Raw genomic sequence first — 16966 nt, 5'->3', positions numbered from 1 at the left:
TTTCATCTTTGCCAATTTTAACGTAATTTGGGGATGAAAACACGAGTTTACAATGGAGCTCCACATGGCTACCTGGCGATACCAAGCGATTGCGGTCATCGGTTTTTTGCTTATCCCTTCAGCAACGGCATCTGCGCCGCTGCAAAATGAGACGTCAGCGACTTCGATGACCAGCGGGGATGTGATTCAATTGCGTGAAGATGCACCGCGCGAATATGTTGTGAAGAAAGGCGACACATTATGGGATATCTCTGCGCTGTTTTTAAACGATCCATGGCATTGGCCGGAACTCTGGCGCTTGAATGATGATATTGAAAACCCACATCTCATTTATCCTGGTGACCGACTTTATTTATCCTGGGTGAACGGCCGACCTCAACTTAGCCGAAAAGAATTCAAGTCGCTAACGCCGGAGGGCGTGTTAGCGGCAAAAGGTAATCCGGTACCGACTTTCGATCGAGCAGCGCTGGCGCCCTTTATTGATGGTCATCATATTGTCAGTGCGACTGAGCTCGCTGGCATGCCGCGCATTCTGGGCGACAATCGCGGAGCTCCCCGGATCAATGGCATGGCGCCAGTTTATATTGATGGCGCGGTCGAGCTAAATGAAAAATACCGCGTCTTCACGCCGGTAGATGAGATCGGAAACTCTTTCTTGCTGCGCGATGTGGCGGGGGTACGTGTTACCTACCAGCACGCAGACACAATTGAGGGTGATTTAATTAAACCCAAGCGGGAGATCCGTAGGGGCGATGTGGTGTTGCCGCCACAGGAAACCAAACTGCCGGAGATTATCGTTGCCAGTTCAGGCGCACCCGTAGACGGCTTTGTGGTTGGCTCGCTGGGTGATGCAGAGAAACATGGTAAGTACGATATTGTCGTGCTTGATAAGGGCAGCATGCATGGTGTCGCTGTCGGTCAGATGTTCCAGGCGCTACGCCCGGGAGTGGATGTCTTCACCGAGGGGCTGAAGCCAGAAGCCGCAAACCTTTACAAACCTTATGATGATATTTCGCGCAAATGGCGCGACACGCAGCGGTTGCCGCCGCGGGCGACCTCAGAGCTGCTGGTGATCAAGACCTATTCGGAGATGAGTATGGCCATCGTAGTGGACGCGCATGAGTGGTTCGAAGTGGGCGTGTACTTTATGCCGCTACAGCTGGCCTCTGACCGATAGTTAACACCTAATTCCGGCACAAGGATGTGCGATGCAACCCTCTTTAACAGAAGTGCTGGCGCTGGCGCGGCTGACCGGCCACCCACGACGCCAGGCTCAACAATGCAGCAGTTTTTCTGCAGCTTCTAAACTATTGGCAAATCAAGCAGCGAGCGCCCAGGATCTAGAGCTTACCGAACACTGGTTAAGTCAAGGACAGCGGCGCGTCATCCATTGGTTTGAAGCAGATTATCCAGACCAGCTGCGGGGTATCTCGCAGCCACCTTTAGTTCTGTTTTGCGCTGGCAATAGTCAACTTCTGAATGCTCCGCAGGTCGCGGTGATCGGCAGTAGAAAGGGCAGCCCTCCCGCGCAGCATACGGCGCGGTTTTTGGCTGAGCATTTAACTCGCGCAGGGCTACTGGTCAGTAGCGGCATGGCGCAAGGAATAGACCGCGCTGCGCACGAGGCAGCGCTATCGGTCGGCCCCACCTTAGCCGTGCTCGGCACCGGACCTGATAAGGTTTTTCCAAGGCAGCACCGGCAATTACAACAACGTATCGAGCAAGGCGGCGTGCTGGTCTCTGAATTTGTTCCCGGCACCACCGCCCGGCGTGATCACTTTCCCAGGCGCAACCGTATCCTAAGTGGCCTAGCAAAAGGCGTGCTGGTGATCGAAGCGCAGCTGCGTAGTGGGACCTTATCCACAGCGCGCCTTGCGCTCGAGCAAAACCGGTCCCTCATGGCGATTCCCGGTTCGATTTGGGATGAGGGCATGACCGGTAACCTGCGCATATTGCAACAGGGCGCGGCCTTAGTGACGTGCGTAGACGATGTTTGTAACGAGTTGAATTTTAAACGACAAGCCCCAACTTCTGAAAATGAGCCGGAAAATAAATATGGGCGAAGCTTGGCAAACCCCGGATTGTTGGCTAATGTGGGCAATGAGGCTACATCGATAGACACTATCGTAGCGCGCAGCGGACTACCGGTCGCTGTGGTTTCCGAGCAGTTGGTGTTATTAGAATTAGAGGGGCGAGTGGCTTCAGTCGCCGGTGGTTACATAAAAGTGGGGAGGCGCTAAAGATGTTTGATATCCTCATGTATCTGTTCGAGAACTTCATCCATTCGGATGTTGAGGTAGAGGTAAACCATGACGAGCTCACTGATGAACTCACGCGAGCGGGTTTCCGCCAGCAAGAGATTCATAAGGCGCTGGCATGGCTTGAACGTTTGGCCGATCTCCAGGACAGCCAGGCTAAGCCCTATCTGAACCGTTCTCACGAAAGAACGACACGGGTGTTCACAGCGGAAGAAACGGCACGGTTAGATTGTGCGAGCCGCGGCTTTCTGATGTATCTCGAGAATCTTGGCGTGCTCGATTTCGCGACTCGCGAAATGGTCATGGACCGCGTTATGGAACTCGATATGCCGGAAGTAACACTCGATGATCTGAAGTGGGTTGTACTTATGGTGCTGTTTAACGTACCTGGGTGTGAAGATGCCTACAATCAGATGGAAGGGTTATTGTTCGAGGAACCAGAAGGTCTGCTGCATTAAATGACCGACAACTTTCTTGAACCGCAATCATTGGGCGTACCTTGCCCCCGATGCCAGAAAGAGCTGCAGTTGAAAAAGGGGCGTTTTGGTCTCTTTGTTGGCTGCAGCGGCTACCCCGATTGTGATTATATGACCTCCGCTGATTTCGATCCGGGCACCGATGTAAGCTGTCCGGAGTGTGGCACGGGCAAACTTGTTCAGAAAACCAGCCGCTTTGGTCATTCCTTTTATGCCTGTGACCATTTTCCTGATTGTAAGTTTTCCGTTCCGTTGCCACCTGTGGCAGAATCTTGTCCAGACTGTGCATATCCGATCTTGCTGCGTAAGAAAACGACCGCAGGCGAGCGGTATATTTGTGGCAATAGTGAGTGTGACTACAAATCAAAGATCCGTTAATGGACAGAGGATTCCGGCATGAACTGGCAAGCAGCACGAGATGCTTTTGCACAAGGTGAGTTACTCGCGTACCCGACCGAGGCTGTGTTCGGACTGGGTTGCGACCCCCGCAATGAAGCGGCAGTGAAGAAGCTGCTGACATTAAAGCAGCGCCCGCTGAATAAGGGACTGATTCTGGTCGCCGCTGATTACAGCCAGCTCGTACGCTTTGTCGCAGATTCTAAGATTCCTCAGGATAAACGTTTCACGGTATTTTCGAGCTGGCCCGGTCATATCACTTTATTACTGCCGGCAGCCCCGGAAACACCTGAGTGGCTGACGGGCGGGCGCCCGCAGATCGCGGTTCGGGTTACCGCTCATGAGCCGACCCGGCAGCTATGCAAAGCCTTAGGCAGCGCCATTGTATCGACCAGCGCAAATCTCGCCGGACAGCCCTCATTGACCAGCGCAGCAGAAGTAGAAGCTGTTTTTGGTGACCAGCTTGGCTGGGTGATGGATGCCGAAATCGGTCGCGCAGGCAGCCCATCAAAGATTATTGATCCACTCACCCAAGAGGTTTTCCGAGCTTAGTATGAGTCATCAATCTTTAGACGAAGTTATTCATTACCTGAAACAATTGCAGGACCGTATTTCTGAGGCATTAGAAGAAGCCGATGGCGGTGCGGTGTTTGCCGAAGAGGAATGGCAGCGGGAAGGTGGCGGTGGCGGTCGCTCCCGGGTGCTGCGCGACGGGCAGGTGCTGGAGCAGGGTGGCGTAGGTTTCTCGCATGTTTTTGGTGAACAAATGCCGGCTTCTGCAACCGCGCACCGTCCGGAACTTGCCGGACGTAACTTTAATGCGTGCGGGGTGTCACTGGTGATGCATCCGCGAAATCCCTATATTCCGACCAGCCATGCCAATGTGCGGTTTTTTATTGCTGAGAAAGAAGGCGCGGACCCGGTCTGGTGGTTTGGGGGAGGTTTCGACCTCACGCCGTTTTATCCCTTTGACGAAGATATTAAACACTGGCACCAGGTGGCGAAAGCGGCGTTAGATCCTTTCGGCAAAGAACTTTATCCAAAGTTTAAGGCCTGGTGCGATGACTACTTTTGGCTCAAGCACCGTGATGAAACGCGAGGTGTTGGCGGGCTATTCTTTGACGATCTGAATGACCGCAGCTTTGCGGAGAGCTTCGCGATTATGCGCGCCGTTGGCGACGCCTACCTTGATGCGTACTTACCGATTATCGAACGACGTAAAACCACGCCTTACGGCGAGCGTGAGCGCGAGTTTCAGCTGTACCGCCGGGGCCGTTACGTGGAATTCAATCTGGTTTGGGACCGCGGCACCTTGTTTGGCCTGCAAACCGGCGGGCGCACCGAGTCCATCTTGATGTCGATGCCGCCGTTAGTACGTTGGGAGTACGGTTATCAACCCGAACCCGGTACGCCTGAAGCGCGCCTGTACAGTGATTATTTGCGGCCGCGCGACTGGTTAAACGAGCTTTAATCGGTGTTGATCATATGATGCGCTAAAGCCGTGAAACGTTGCTTTAGCTGCATGTGGAGCAGCTCGTCATGAACCTGCTCGTCCAGCACCTGATACATGCAAAGTAACCATTGATCACGCATGCGCACGTCAATCTTGAAAGGTAAATGGCGGGCGCGCAAGCGTGGATGACCATACTTTTCGGTAAACAATTGCGGTCCACCGAGCCAGCCGCTCAGGAATTCAAAAAACTTTTGGCGAATCCCAGTTAACGGCTGGGCATGCAAGGCCAACAATTCCTTTGCCCGCGGGTCGCTTTCCATGACATCATAAAAATGTTCGGCGATGGCCCGAACGCCTTGTTCTCCGCCAAGCTGCTGATAAAGGGAAGGCGGCGTTTCATTGCTACTTTTTGATTTAAGAAAAGACAACATGACTCAGTTCACGGTATTTGGAAATCCAATAGCGCACAGTGTATCACCGAAGATTCATCAGCTTTTTGCTGAGCAATTCGGGTTAGCGCTGACGTACAGCCGCAGTTTATCATCGTCTGCGACTTTTGCCGCGGCAGTGGCAAAGTTTTTTCGCCACGGTGGAGCGGGCGCTAACGTCACCGTGCCTTTTAAAGAAAGCGCGGCGGCACTGGTGACCCATCTTACTCCGCGGGCGGAGCGTGCAGCCTCGGTCAATACTCTTATCCCGCTTGGTCTTGGCCAACTTGCCGGCGACACCACCGATGGTCTGGGTCTTTGCCGTGATCTGCAACGGCTAACCCAACAAAAAACGCCTGCGGCCCGGGTGCTGGTTATTGGCGGCGGCGGGGCCGCGCGCAGCGTGATAGAACCCTTGCAGGAACTTGGTTGTGAAGTCGTCATAAGTAATCGTAGCCGCGACCGGGTGCAACCCCTAACGACGGTTTTTGAAGGCTTGGAAATTCTTGATTTCGCCGAACTTGAGCGACCTCCGACGGACGTCTTTAAAGGTTCACAGTGGCTTGTTATCAATGCGACGTCGGCATCGTTACAGGGTGCGGAACTACCGATCCATCCGCACTGGTTTGCCAATGCGAATTTGGTTTACGACATGATGTATGCGGCGCAGACGACGCCATTTTTACAACAGGCAAGAAAAGGTGGAGCAGTACAGGTCGCTGATGGATTAGGGATGTTAGTGGAGCAGGCCGCTTTGTCCTTTGCGCTTTGGCACGATGGGTTACAACCGTCGACAGAGCCGGTGCTGGATGCACTGAGAAAAGGACTACGCTAAGCAGCGGCAGCGACCGCCTAGTCGCGAATCGTGATCTGCGGTTTCATGTTGACTTCACCGGCGTGATTTACGGTCGCGTAATCACGTTGGCGTCGCACAACAGCGAGGGGACCGGCGTCAGCCAGGTTGCGGATGAAGGCAAGCTCAAAACCAAACTTGCTCAGCTGATAGACACCGAACTTTTGGTCCATGGAGAGGCGTTCCCACCACTGCGTAGGCTCAAAAGCACCGCGCCGACGTTCTGGCGTCCGCTTTGTTACTGAACTCATGTCATTAATATTCATGGTCTGTGTGTCCATAGCTATTTAATGGCTGTGCAAGTGTTCAATGGATGTCGGTTATACAAAACCTAATATGACGATCTATATAGAAAACATCAACCACTATTTTTTGATTACCAATTGATCTAATGGTCGTCCGAGATCGACTCAAAAGAATCTAAAAAAAAAGAATACGCTGCTGGTAATAAGATTACTTTATGGTAGTCTTATTTCTCGGTTGAAAATTTGACCGAATCCTATCTCAGATACGTAAGTGGCACATGATTCTTCTACGCAATCTTCTTGCAACTGGATCAGAGATACAGATCAGTTTCCACAACTGACACAACATAAAAAAACAAAGCTGTCAGGGAATGGTGAGAAGTTAAATTCCTTGTTTTTCAAAGTGTTACGTGATCGTTGCTACAGGACCTAAGTGTCTTTCCGTGGCAGGATAGATTATTGTCAACAGACTTATCCACAGCATACCCACATAGACCGTCCGTGCTGATGCTGGCTTGATTCCGCGCCCTGTGGCATTCTTAGCACATCATTCAAAACGACGGCGTGACCGACAGTATGGCAGCAACTAACCCACCGCAAGTCCCCGAGAATCCATTCATTCTGGTGGATGGCTCGTCTTATCTTTTTCGTGCTTTTTATGCTCCTCCACACCTGACCAATTCCGCCGGCGAACCGACGGGTGCGATTTATGGCGTGGTCAACATGCTGCGCAGCTTAATCAAAAAGTACCAGCCCTCGCACATGGCGGTGGTGTTTGATGCGAAGGGTAAGACATTCCGTAACGATATGTACGACGCCTACAAGGCCAACCGTCCGCCGATGCCGGATGATTTACGGACTCAGATCGCGCCGTTGCACGCAATCGTTAAGGCGTTGGGACTACCGCTTTTGTGTATTGATAATGTGGAAGCCGATGATGTCATCGGTACCCTGGCGCAGCAGGCTGGCGATCAGGGGCGGTTTACCCTGATCAGCACCGGTGATAAGGACATGGCACAGCTGGTCAACGAACATGTGATGCTGATCAACACCATGACGGATACCTTACTCAACGAGGAAGGGGTGGTCGAGAAGTACGGCGTACAACCGCAACAAATCATCGATTATCTGGCGTTGATGGGCGATAGCTCAGACAACATCCCGGGCCTGCCAAAAGTTGGCGAGAAGACCGCGTTGGCAATGCTACAGGGGGTAGGCTCAATCGATGCTATGTACGAGGATCCGGACGCCCTGGCAGAGCTTTCTTTTCGGGGCGCCAAAACAATGCCTGCAAAACTGCGTGAGCACGAGGACATATTGCGGCTTTCCAAAGAGCTGGCGACCATCAAATTAGACGTGGACCTCGACGGCATTAAGCCTGAACTGCTGGAAATTAAAGATGCGGATCGCGAAGAGCTCATTCGTCTTTATAAAGAGTGTGAGTTCCGGCGCTGGCTTGACGAGGTGCTGCAAGAGGGCGCTGTCACCGAGCAGGCGGCAGGAAAAGCACCACCGGCAGCCGCCGAAACAGCGCTGTCTGCGGATAACTACCAGGTGATTACCGCGGCTGAGGACTTTGAGCAATGGCTTGAGCGCTTAAAGAACGCCGACGCTTTTGCGTTTGATACGGAAACAACCAGTCTGAACTACATGGAAGCAGAGCTTGTTGGTGTTTCCTTTGCGATAGCGGCCGGTGAGGCGGCTTACGTGCCCGTGGCCCATGACTACCCGGGGGCACCAGAGCAGCTGCAGCGTGAGCATGTACTCAGCGCCCTGAAGCCACTATTAGAGAGCGAGAAGATCGGGAAAATCGGACAGAATCTTAAATACGATGCGCATATTCTCCGCCGTTACGACATTCGGCTTGCCGGTATCAAAGATGACACCATGCTTGCCTCTTATGTCTATAACAGTGTCGCTTCACGCCACGATATGGATAGCCTTAGTTTGCAATATCTTGGCCACCGCCCAGTTGCCTTCCAGGATATCGCCGGGAAGGGCGCAAAACAGCTCACGTTTAATCAGATCGGTCTGGAAGAAGCAGCGCCTTACGCAGCAGAAGACGCCGATGTGACCTTGCGCTTGCATGATAAGTTGTGGGCTGCTGTCGGCGAGGTTCCGTCGCTGTTGAAGGTGTTAACGGAGATCGAGTTACCTTTGGTTCCCATCCTGGTCGATATGGAGCAGCGCGGCGTGCAAATTGACGCACAGTTACTGGCCAAACAGAGTAACGAAATTGCGCTTGAGCTCGCCAAACTGGAAGAACAAGCTTACATTATAGCTGGCGAGGAGTTTAATCTTGGCTCGCCCAAGCAGTTACAAACAATTTTGTTTGAGAAGCTGGAATTACCCATTCGTAAAAAGACTCCGAAGGGCGCCCCATCGACTGCAGAAGAAGTATTGCAGGAGCTGGCTCTGGACTACCCGCTGCCGGATGTGATTATGCGTCATCGTGGGCTTAGCAAATTGAAGTCAACCTACACCGATAAGCTGCCGAAAATGGTGAATCCGCGCACCCATCGTATTCACACGTCCTATCATCAGGCCGTTACGGCCACTGGGCGGTTATCCTCAAGTGACCCCAACCTGCAGAATATCCCGATCAGGACTGAAGCGGGGCGACGTGTTCGCAAAGCCTTCACTGCACCTGAGGGTTATCGGATTATGGCTATCGATTACAGCCAGATTGAGCTGCGCATAATGGCGCACTTGTCCCAGGATAAAAATCTTGTCGAAGCGTTCTCGAAAGGCCGCGACATCCACAAGGCAACGGCATCTGAGGTCTTTGGTGTGTCTTTAGAAGAGGTCTCCAGTGAACAAAGACGCCGTGCCAAAGCGGTAAACTTTGGCCTGATCTATGGTATGTCAGCCTTTGGCCTGGCGCGGCAGCTGGATATCCCGCGGCACGAGGCACAAGACTACATGGACAAGTATTTTGAGCGCTTCCCGGGAGTACAGAGGTACATGGAAGAGACTCGCGAGCAAGCCAAACGAGATGGCTACGTTGAAACCTTGTTTGGGCGTCGTCTGCACCTGCCGGAGATTCGCGCACAAAATGGTGCCCGGCGTAAGGCTGCAGAGCGCGCTGCAATCAATGCTCCGATGCAAGGCACCGCCGCAGATATTATTAAGTATGCGATGATCAAAGTCGCTGATTACATGCAGCGTGAGGTTTCAGACAAGCAGGCGTGGATGATCATGCAGGTACACGATGAACTGGTCTTTGAAGTTCATCAGGACCATATTGAACAGCTGCAGAAAGAGCTGGTCAATATCATGGAAGATGCCGTGAAGCTTGATGTTCCTTTAATTGCCGAAGCAGGTGTTGGCGACAATTGGGATGAGGCACATTAAAAAATTAGGACAATTAAAATTTTTTTTGAACTATTTGAATAAGGGTAAGTCAGAATTATTGAAAGGCGCATTAAACGAGAGATTATGGCTCCGTTTGCGAAGTCCTTTCAGAGATGTTCTCTCCCTGGATTGTAAGTTTTTTACCCGGCCTTGTGCCGGGTTTTTTCTTTTCTGGCCTCAAGTCTTGCTGGCGCTAACGCTGATAATTGAGCGGTTGCCGCTTACGTCGGTTGGCGATCCATACACCGGATAAAATTGCCGCCATACCGATACCCTGCTGGATGAAGAAGGGTTCGCCATCAATGATGCCAAGTATCAGAGCGACAATAGGGATCAGGTAAGTGACTGAACTGGTGAAGGTAGTATCGGTGAGTTTCACCACAGTATTGAAAATAATCAGCGCCATGGCGGTACCGACAATTCCCAGCACCAGGATGGCACTCAATGGAAACCATAATTCAGGCTCTGCGACCTGACTGACAAAGGGCGTCGCCAGCACTAAATAGGTGAGTGCAGGAGGCGCCACCAAGAACAGCGAGACACCGGTAATAGTAAGCGCACCCAGATCGGGAATATGATGCTTGATAAGGTTCAGATTCAGCCCGTAGCAGATGGTTGCAGCGATAATAAGCAACGCATAGCGGTTGAACTCAAGCTCGCCAGACGCGGAAGCGGTGATCAATAAAATCGTGCCCAGTAAACCAATCACTACGCCCACCCATTGTTGCAGGCGCGAGGGCTGGCGAAAGATCAGTACGCCGATGATTAAGGTTGCTAACGGGGTAAAGGTATTGAGTACACCAGTGACTCCGGAAGGAAGTTCCGTTTGTGCAAAGGCAAACAAAAAGGCTGGGATGAAGCTCCCCACCAGACCCACACAGATGAGTTTCAGCCAATGATGGGGACGCACAGTTTTAAAACGGCGCAGAATAAACGGGAGCAGGACAAAACCTGCTGAAGCAATACGGATCGCTGCGAGTTGATCAGGGCTGAAGCCGAGCAATCCCTTTTTAATCAGCAAAAACGAGCTGCCCCAAATCAGTGCGAGTAAACCTAATAATAACCAAGCTTTGAGGGGCGGCGTCTCAGTCTGCATCTTGCTCAGTATCTTGCTCGATATCTTCCTCTGTATCGCGGGTCAACCACTCCGTAAGCTTCTTTTCAGCTTCAGGTAGACCGATCTTGGTTAATGAGGAAAACATTTCTACGGTCACGTCGCCGCCAAACACCATCGCGGCTTCGCGCGCTTTTAATAGTGTCGACTTACGCGGACCGGGCTTTAATTTATCGGCTTTGGTAAGCAGCACTAACACGGGGATCTCACAGTCTGTTGCCCAATGCAGCAGATCCTGGTCAACATCGCGATAAGGATGACGGATGTCCATCAGTAGCACCAGCCCGCGGAGGGATTCGCGCTTTTGCAAATACTCACTGAGCGCCAGTTGCCATTTTTCTTTTACAGGCAGAGGTACTTTCGCATAGCCGTAGCCAGGCAAGTCGATTAAGCGTTTCCCTGGTAATACCTCAAACACATTAATCAGCTGCGTCCGGCCCGGAGTCTTACTCGTGCGGGCAAGGTTGCGCTGTCGCGTCAGGGTATTAAGCGCACTGGACTTACCGGCATTAGAGCGGCCGGCGAACGCAATTTCGACACCCGTGTCTTCGGGTAACTGGCGAATATCTGGAGCGCTGGTGATGAACACCGTGGGCTGAAAGTTAAGGGTTGTAGATTCCATGATGTCTTTGATGCTTCGAAGGAATGCGTATCCTATCACGATTAGGCGTTTAATCCTTAGAAGTTTTGTGTAAAATAGCGTCTGTAACTACATCCAGAGCAGAGAAATCGATCATGAAAAAACTCGCATTGTTCGTTGGGTTGTACCTTGGGTTAACTGGCGTTACTTTCGCCGCCACGGGCGACGCTGAAGCCGGTAAGGCGAAGTCACAAGTCTGTGCAGCCTGCCACGGTCCAACAGGCAGCTCGCCATCTGATATGTACCCTAAGCTCAATGGCCAGCATGCATCCTATATCGCTAAGCAATTGCACGACTATAAACTTGCTGCTGAAACCGGCGGTGAAGAAGGGCGCGCTAATGCCATTATGCAAGGACAAGTGGCGGCATTGAATGATCAGGACATCGCCGATCTGGCGGCGTACTTCGCCAGTCAGGACCCGATGCAGGGTACCGCACCAGAAGACGTTGTCGAAGCCGGTCAAGCTTTTTACATGGGTGGTGACGAAGAACGTAAGATTGCGGCTTGCGTTGCCTGTCATGGTCCACGCGGTGATGGCATGGGCTTAGCGACCTTTCCCGATATCTCCGGACAACATACCGCTTATCTCATCACGCAGCTGGAAATGTTCCGCAGTGGTGAGCGTGCCAACGATATGAACGGCATGATGCGCGACGTTGCAAGTAAGCTGACGGATGAAGACATCGAGCTTCTGTCGCAATACATCTCCGGGTTGTATTAAAAAAACAGACTTCGGAATGGCGAAAAAAGCAGCGTTCAAACGCTGCTTTTTTATTTTTATGTTATAGGAAATACAGAGAAAGCCTTTAAAAACCAAGCTATAAAACCAAAGGGAATAAGAAAGCGGTTTTTTAGATCATAAAAATCATTGATAAAAAATCTCGATTCAGTAGTCTGAATGCCATTCCAGATTAAGGGAACCCGCTGCGGAAGCGACACCCAAGGGGTTGAGAAATCAACTTATCGATTTAATCCAGGGAATAAGAATAGGCCAGGAGGCCTTGCTAACCTAGCAAATAATAATAAAAGCAAAGCTTGGTTATTGCGCGAAAAAATAACAATAATAATAAAAATACTCACGGAAGTTATAATTGATAACATGGATGAATTTGACAACCGTTCTCATAAATCGCACGTGCGCTGTGTGACAAAGAGAGAATACACTAGGCGATGCTTCGGCATCGCCTTTTTATTTCCCGCCATACTCAGGTAAACTAAGCGTCATCTCTCTTAATGGAAATTGAGTTCAAGCTATGACGCGCAAAAAGAAGACTCGTAAGACTGGCCCTTTGGCTGCGGCAAAAACGCCCAAGGCTGACGTACAGCGCAAAGCCCACGAGGCCAGCAAGCACAAAGGCAAGGGTCAGAAACCTGGTTCGCGATTTAACGTGGCTCAAGACAAAGCCAGACACAGCGGTTCGACCGCTCCGGCAACAGATCCGCGACTCGGCAGTAAAAAACCTATTCAACTTGTGAACTCGCAAGCGCCAACCCCCGTAAGCACAACACCAAGCTTTGATAGCGCGGCGGCTCACGCTGAACTGCAAGCGCTCGAGCAAGATACCAAACTACAGTCGTTACTCGAGCGTATGGAGCAAGGCGAAGACCTGACCGTCGCCGAAGAAGCTTATGTTGACGAACGCACAGAGCGTTTCGAGCAACTTGCCGAGCAATTAGGCATTGCTTTGGATGATGACGAGGATTGGGAGGACGATAATGAGTGATATACCTCTGTGGGCATGGCTAATTCTGATTGCAGCGGTTCTTATTGTGGCTGTGCTGGCGTTTGTTGCCGGGCGTTTGTTGAGCCGTTTACAGGCGCAGAATAAGCGTCGCGACCAAGCCATTGAGAAGCGTAATGAGCGGTTGTACGAAAGCATTGTTACCATTGCCAAGTCTATGGATCAGGGTCAGTGCCCGTTATCAGAAGGCGCGCTGCGCTTAGTGGTATTGTTGGACTTAAGGGTCGATCCAGGCAAGCCTGATTACGCAGAACGCTACGAAGGCTTGCACACCATGTATGAGCGGATTAAACATATGCCGACGCATGAAGCCCGGAAGAAGTACCCTAAGGCCGAGATTCGCAAATATGATGACGAGCGGGAAGGTTATGAGAAAGAACTGGAAGACGCCATCCTAGCTGACGTCCGCCAGTTATTAAAAGACTTTAGTTAGGGCTGTTCTTCACCACAACTCCGTCTTTTATGACAAGGTCAATTTCGGCAAGGACATTAATGTTTTCCAGCGGGTCACCCTGAACGGCAACGATGTCGGCCCGCTTGCCTACACTCAGCGTACCAAAGTCATCAATCTGACCCAGTAAGGTCGCAGCTTCGTGAGTTGCGGCTTTGATGGCTTCCAGTGGTGGCATGCCAGCTTCTACCATGTAACCGAACTCGCGATAGTTCTCGCCATGATCAAAGACACCGGCATCGGTTCCAAAGGCAATATTGACGCCTGCTTTGTAAGCCGCGGCAAAGGTGCTTTGGATCTTCGGACCAATAGCTTTTGCTTTAGGCTGCACCAAGGCTGGGAAAAAACCGGGTATTTCGGCACGTTCCGCAACAGACTTGCCAGCGGTGATGGTGGGTACGTAATAGACGCCTTTGGCTTTCATTGCGTCCATCACTTCTTCATCCATGTAAGTACCATGCTCAATTGAATCGACTCCTGCGGCAATAGCGCGAAGCATTCCTTCTTTACCGTGCGCGTGCACCGTGACTTTCATTCCGTAATCACGAGCCGTTTCCACGATACCTTCAATTTCGTCCATCATGAACTGTGGGTTCTGACCGCTTTTAGCCACGCTAAGAACACCGCCGGTGACCGTCAGTTTAATCAGGTCAGAACCGTCCTGATAACGTGCGCGAACCGCTTCACGAGCTTCATAGGGGCCATTAATAACGCCGTCAGCTGGAGTTGGGCTGGGGTAGAGGCCTTCTCTGGCACCATTGGTCGGGTCAGCATGGCCGCCGGTCGTGGCGATCGATTTACCTGCTGTGAACACGCGTGGACCGGCAACCTTACCGGCCGCGATCGCGTCGCGTAAGGCAATACTTGCATTATAAGAGTCGCCCAGGTCGCGCACGGTGGTAAAACCGGCCATGAGCGTTTTATTGGCAAAGGTTACGGCATCGAGGGTGACATCTGGGGCGCTTTTGGTAAATTTATGAATATAGCTACCCGGGGCCAGCTGTGAGGTCAGGTGCGTATGCATGTCAATAAAGCCGGGCATCACGGTACCATTGCGGCGGTCAATCACCGTATCGTCGCTATCAGCCTTCTGGAAGCCGTCCACAATGCTAGTAATGCGGCCGTTATCGACCACGATGGTTTTGTTGCTCTGCGCCGCTGCGCCGGTGCCGTCAATAAGCTGACCCGCATAAATCAGTGTTTCTGCCTGAGCTGCACTCATTGCCAGCAAAATACCGGTACTCAATGTCGTTACTATCATGGATTTTTTTATTCGAGCCATAGGGTCCTCTGCTTGGTTGTCTGGATACACCTCCACCTTACGCCCTGCATTGCTGCTAAATCAAGCAATAGCAGGCTCAGGTGTCGCAGAAACCAGCGCAATTAACGCAAGCCGTGGGAAATTGATATACTAGTCACGATACACGCATCAATCTGGATTGAAGTTTCATGTTTAAACGTTTACGCGAAGACATCAATAGCGTCTACACCCGCGACCCTGCGGCTCGTAACTGGTTTGAGGTCCTGACGACCTATCCCGGCTTACATGCGATCTGGTGGCATCGGATGAATCATCGGCTGTGGACATGGCGCTGTTTCTGGCTGGCGCGTTTTTTGTCGACCCTTGCGCGCTGGTTCACGGGGATAGAAATTCACCCTGGTGCAAAAATTGGTCACAGATTTTTCATCGATCATGGCATGGGTGTGGTCATTGGTGAAACAGCTGAGATCGGCGATGATGTGACCATTTACCATGGCGTGACGCTCGGTGGCACAAGCTGGGAGCAGGGCAAACGGCATCCAACCCTTCGCGATGGTGTTGTGATTGGTGCTGGCGCGAAACTTTTGGGTCCGCTCACTGTTGGAAAAAACGCACGAATTGGCTCAAACGCGGTCGTAGTTAAAGACGTTCCGGATGAAACGACAGTGGTGGGCATACCCGCACGAGTCGCTCGCTCCCCGGAAAATGCTGAAGTGAGCAAACGGCGGGCGGCCATGGCCAAGCAATATGGCTTTGATGCATATGCTATTTCTGCGGATAACCCAGACCCGGTCGCGACCGCTATTGGCCGCATGCTTGATCATGTTCAGGTACTGGATAAAAAAGTCAGTGATTTATGTAGTGCGGTGAATCAACTAGGCGGCAGTGTCTGTGGGGAGCTCCCGGAAGTGCAGGTGGATGACGTGGATTTCCTCAGCGCTGAGCAGGAGGCTGCTCAACGCCGCAAACAGGAAGATGCACCGCAGCAAGAGGAGTCTACCTCAAAGGACTGAGCAACCGGTAAAGTAAACCAACGCGAGGGCCTTAATGATGTACAGCCGACAATTTAGCTTACTTACGCCAATTTTGACGTTGTTTTTGATCAGCTGTGCCGTGCAAGCGCCGCAGGCCCCGCAAGTAGTGCAAATCGAACAGCAGCCGCAAACTCAAGCGCCGATCGTACGGCCGGCATTTAACGCATCACTGTTCCCGGCGGAGATACCGGTGATCACTGTCAATCAGCTGTTTGCGCTTACCGACGCACAAAAAAACGATTTTTTGCAGGACTTTGAGCAAGGCTCAGCTCAAAGTCCTGCCCACGAGCGTATTGCCGAATATTTGCACGGCATTACTTACGGTTTTAACTACAAAGAGCAAACCTACACCGCAAGCGAAGCCCTGGCTCGTAATGCTGGTAACTGTATGGCTCTGGCAATTGTCACTAAGGCTCTGGCCGACTTAGTCGACGTCGATTTACGATTTCAACGCGTCACGAACGCCCCCGTTTACGATCGCTCCGCCAATGTCGTCATGGTCTCAGATCATGTGCGGGCGCGGCTTTATCTGCCCGGCCTGCCCGGCGAACCTCGCTCGTGGGTGACCATCGATTATTTCCCATCCCGGGGAAGCCGTAATAGTGGCCTGATTGGTACGGACGAATTTTTAGCATTGTACTACCGTAATCGAGCGGCTGAACTTATGCTTGATGGCAAGGAAAACAGCGCGTTTGCCTACGCGCAGGAGGCACTCCGGTATCAACCCGACGCTAGCGATACGTTGAACATCATTGCGTTGTTGCACCGCCGGGCGGGCGACCAAGCGACCGCTGAAGCGATTTATGCTTATGTTCTGGCGCAGGACACCACGAATCTGAACGTTCTTTATAATTACCTTGAGCTAGCAAAACAACAACAGCGAGAGGGGCTGATCAGCGAACTACAGGCCCAGATTGACGCGCTACCGGACTACAACCCTTATACCTGGATCGCACTTGCTGAGCGCGCTTATGCCGAAGACGACATTGACAGAGCCATCGCAATGTATGAGAAAGCTGCATCCTATGCACCTTACTTGCATGAAGTTTATTGGGGGCAGGCGAAGCTTTACCTGGAGCTTGGGCGTCCGCTAACAGCTAAACGGATATTACGGCAAGGGCTTGAGGAAGCGCGACGTTCGGCGACCAAGAAGAGTTTTAAGGCAGGCTGGTACAGTTTTGAAAACACCCGGAGCAGGCATTAACCGCGAGCATTGGCATAGTAGAAGTGAAGAGCAGACATAAAAAAAGCCGCACTAAG

General features: G+C 51.8%; 18 protein-coding genes. 13 read left to right on the top strand and 5 right to left on the bottom strand.

What is annotated here, in order from left to right:
* Nucleotides 1-64 precede the first annotated feature (64 nt).
* The 6 genes from J6J34_RS03565 to hemF are packed head-to-tail and all read left to right on the top strand — an operon-like array spanning nucleotide 65 to nucleotide 4601.
* Nucleotides 65-1177, top strand: coding sequence for a LysM peptidoglycan-binding domain-containing protein (locus tag J6J34_RS03565; protein ID WP_301720951.1), 1113 nt, complete (start codon nucleotides 65-67; stop codon nucleotides 1175-1177).
* A 31-nt stretch (nucleotides 1178-1208) separates the two neighbouring features.
* Nucleotides 1209-2240: a DNA-processing protein DprA gene (gene dprA, locus J6J34_RS03560; RefSeq protein WP_301774996.1), complete on the top strand. Its 1032-nt coding sequence runs from the start codon at nucleotides 1209-1211 to the stop codon at nucleotides 2238-2240.
* A 2-nt stretch (nucleotides 2241-2242) separates the two neighbouring features.
* The gene (locus J6J34_RS03555; RefSeq protein ID WP_301720953.1) at nucleotides 2243-2716 is read left to right on the top strand and encodes a DUF494 family protein; all 474 of its coding nucleotides are present in this window, start codon (nucleotides 2243-2245) and stop codon (nucleotides 2714-2716) included.
* Nucleotides 2717-3112 carry a DNA topoisomerase family protein gene (locus tag J6J34_RS03550; protein WP_301720955.1) on the top strand — a complete coding sequence of 132 codons (396 nt, stop codon included), beginning with the start codon at nucleotides 2717-2719 and terminating at the stop codon, nucleotides 3110-3112.
* Nucleotides 3113-3130: 18 nt separating this feature from the next.
* Nucleotides 3131-3682, top strand: coding sequence for an L-threonylcarbamoyladenylate synthase type 1 TsaC (gene tsaC, locus J6J34_RS03545; protein WP_301898499.1), 552 nt, complete (start codon nucleotides 3131-3133; stop codon nucleotides 3680-3682).
* Nucleotide 3683: 1 nt separating this feature from the next.
* Complete coding sequence (gene hemF, locus J6J34_RS03540) at nucleotides 3684-4601, top strand: oxygen-dependent coproporphyrinogen oxidase (RefSeq protein ID WP_301720957.1); 918 nt, start codon at nucleotides 3684-3686, stop codon at nucleotides 4599-4601.
* Here hemF and J6J34_RS03535 read toward each other — a convergent pair.
* Nucleotides 4598-5014, bottom strand: coding sequence for a group II truncated hemoglobin (locus J6J34_RS03535; RefSeq protein WP_301898498.1), 417 nt, complete (start codon nucleotides 5012-5014; stop codon nucleotides 4598-4600). The genes hemF and J6J34_RS03535 overlap by 4 nt on opposite strands.
* Between J6J34_RS03535 and aroE the strand changes: the two genes are divergently transcribed.
* Nucleotides 5013-5846, top strand: a complete 834-nt coding sequence (gene aroE / locus J6J34_RS03530; protein ID WP_301720960.1) for a shikimate dehydrogenase — start codon at nucleotides 5013-5015, stop codon at nucleotides 5844-5846. The two genes, J6J34_RS03535 and aroE, sit on opposite strands and share 2 nt — an antisense overlap.
* 17 nt (nucleotides 5847-5863) lie before the next feature.
* Here the strand turns inward: aroE and J6J34_RS03525 are convergent, their stop codons facing one another.
* Nucleotides 5864-6115, bottom strand: a complete 252-nt coding sequence (locus J6J34_RS03525; protein WP_301720961.1) for a hypothetical protein — start codon at nucleotides 6113-6115, stop codon at nucleotides 5864-5866.
* Between the two features lie 570 nt (nucleotides 6116-6685).
* Here J6J34_RS03525 and polA point away from each other — a divergent pair.
* Nucleotides 6686-9463, top strand: coding sequence for a DNA polymerase I (polA, locus tag J6J34_RS03520; protein WP_301836750.1), 2778 nt, complete (start codon nucleotides 6686-6688; stop codon nucleotides 9461-9463).
* A gap of 193 nt (nucleotides 9464-9656) precedes the next feature.
* On the opposite strand, the gene J6J34_RS03515 is transcribed toward polA, so the two are convergent.
* Nucleotides 9657-10559 (bottom strand): DMT family transporter, encoded by a 903-nt coding sequence (locus tag J6J34_RS03515; protein ID WP_301720964.1) that lies wholly within the window; start codon nucleotides 10557-10559, stop codon nucleotides 9657-9659.
* Complete coding sequence (yihA, locus tag J6J34_RS03510) at nucleotides 10549-11199, bottom strand: ribosome biogenesis GTP-binding protein YihA/YsxC (RefSeq protein WP_301720965.1); 651 nt, start codon at nucleotides 11197-11199, stop codon at nucleotides 10549-10551. Before yihA ends, J6J34_RS03515 begins: the two co-directional genes overlap by 11 nt.
* A gap of 113 nt (nucleotides 11200-11312) precedes the next feature.
* Between yihA and J6J34_RS03505 the strand changes: the two genes are divergently transcribed.
* From J6J34_RS03505 to J6J34_RS03495, 3 genes are all read left to right on the top strand, one after another.
* Nucleotides 11313-11939: a c-type cytochrome gene (locus J6J34_RS03505; RefSeq protein WP_301720966.1), complete on the top strand. Its 627-nt coding sequence runs from the start codon at nucleotides 11313-11315 to the stop codon at nucleotides 11937-11939.
* Nucleotides 11940-12471: 532 nt separating this feature from the next.
* Nucleotides 12472-12942 (top strand): Der GTPase-activating protein YihI, encoded by a 471-nt coding sequence (gene yihI, locus J6J34_RS03500; protein WP_301720967.1) that lies wholly within the window; start codon nucleotides 12472-12474, stop codon nucleotides 12940-12942.
* On the top strand, nucleotides 12935-13393 hold the full coding sequence (locus tag J6J34_RS03495; RefSeq protein ID WP_301720968.1) for a DUF2489 domain-containing protein: 459 nt from the start codon (nucleotides 12935-12937) through the stop codon (nucleotides 13391-13393). Before yihI ends, J6J34_RS03495 begins: the two co-directional genes overlap by 8 nt.
* Here J6J34_RS03495 and J6J34_RS03490 read toward each other — a convergent pair.
* Complete coding sequence (locus J6J34_RS03490; RefSeq protein ID WP_301721094.1) at nucleotides 13386-14684, bottom strand: metal-dependent hydrolase family protein; 1299 nt, start codon at nucleotides 14682-14684, stop codon at nucleotides 13386-13388. The genes J6J34_RS03495 and J6J34_RS03490 overlap by 8 nt on opposite strands.
* A gap of 176 nt (nucleotides 14685-14860) precedes the next feature.
* Here J6J34_RS03490 and cysE point away from each other — a divergent pair, with 176 nt between their 5' ends.
* Entirely contained in the window at nucleotides 14861-15685 is an 825-nt protein-coding gene (gene cysE / locus J6J34_RS03485; RefSeq protein ID WP_301720969.1) for a serine O-acetyltransferase, read from the top strand.
* Nucleotides 15686-15719: 34 nt separating this feature from the next.
* Entirely contained in the window at nucleotides 15720-16910 is a 1191-nt protein-coding gene (locus J6J34_RS03480) for a tetratricopeptide repeat protein (protein WP_301720971.1), read from the top strand.
* Nucleotides 16911-16966 lie beyond the last annotated feature (56 nt).

The organism is Pseudidiomarina terrestris (genome assembly GCF_030466405.1).
GTDB lineage: Bacteria > Pseudomonadota > Gammaproteobacteria > Enterobacterales > Alteromonadaceae > Pseudidiomarina > Pseudidiomarina terrestris.
This window is presented reverse-complemented; position numbering and strand designations above follow the sequence as displayed.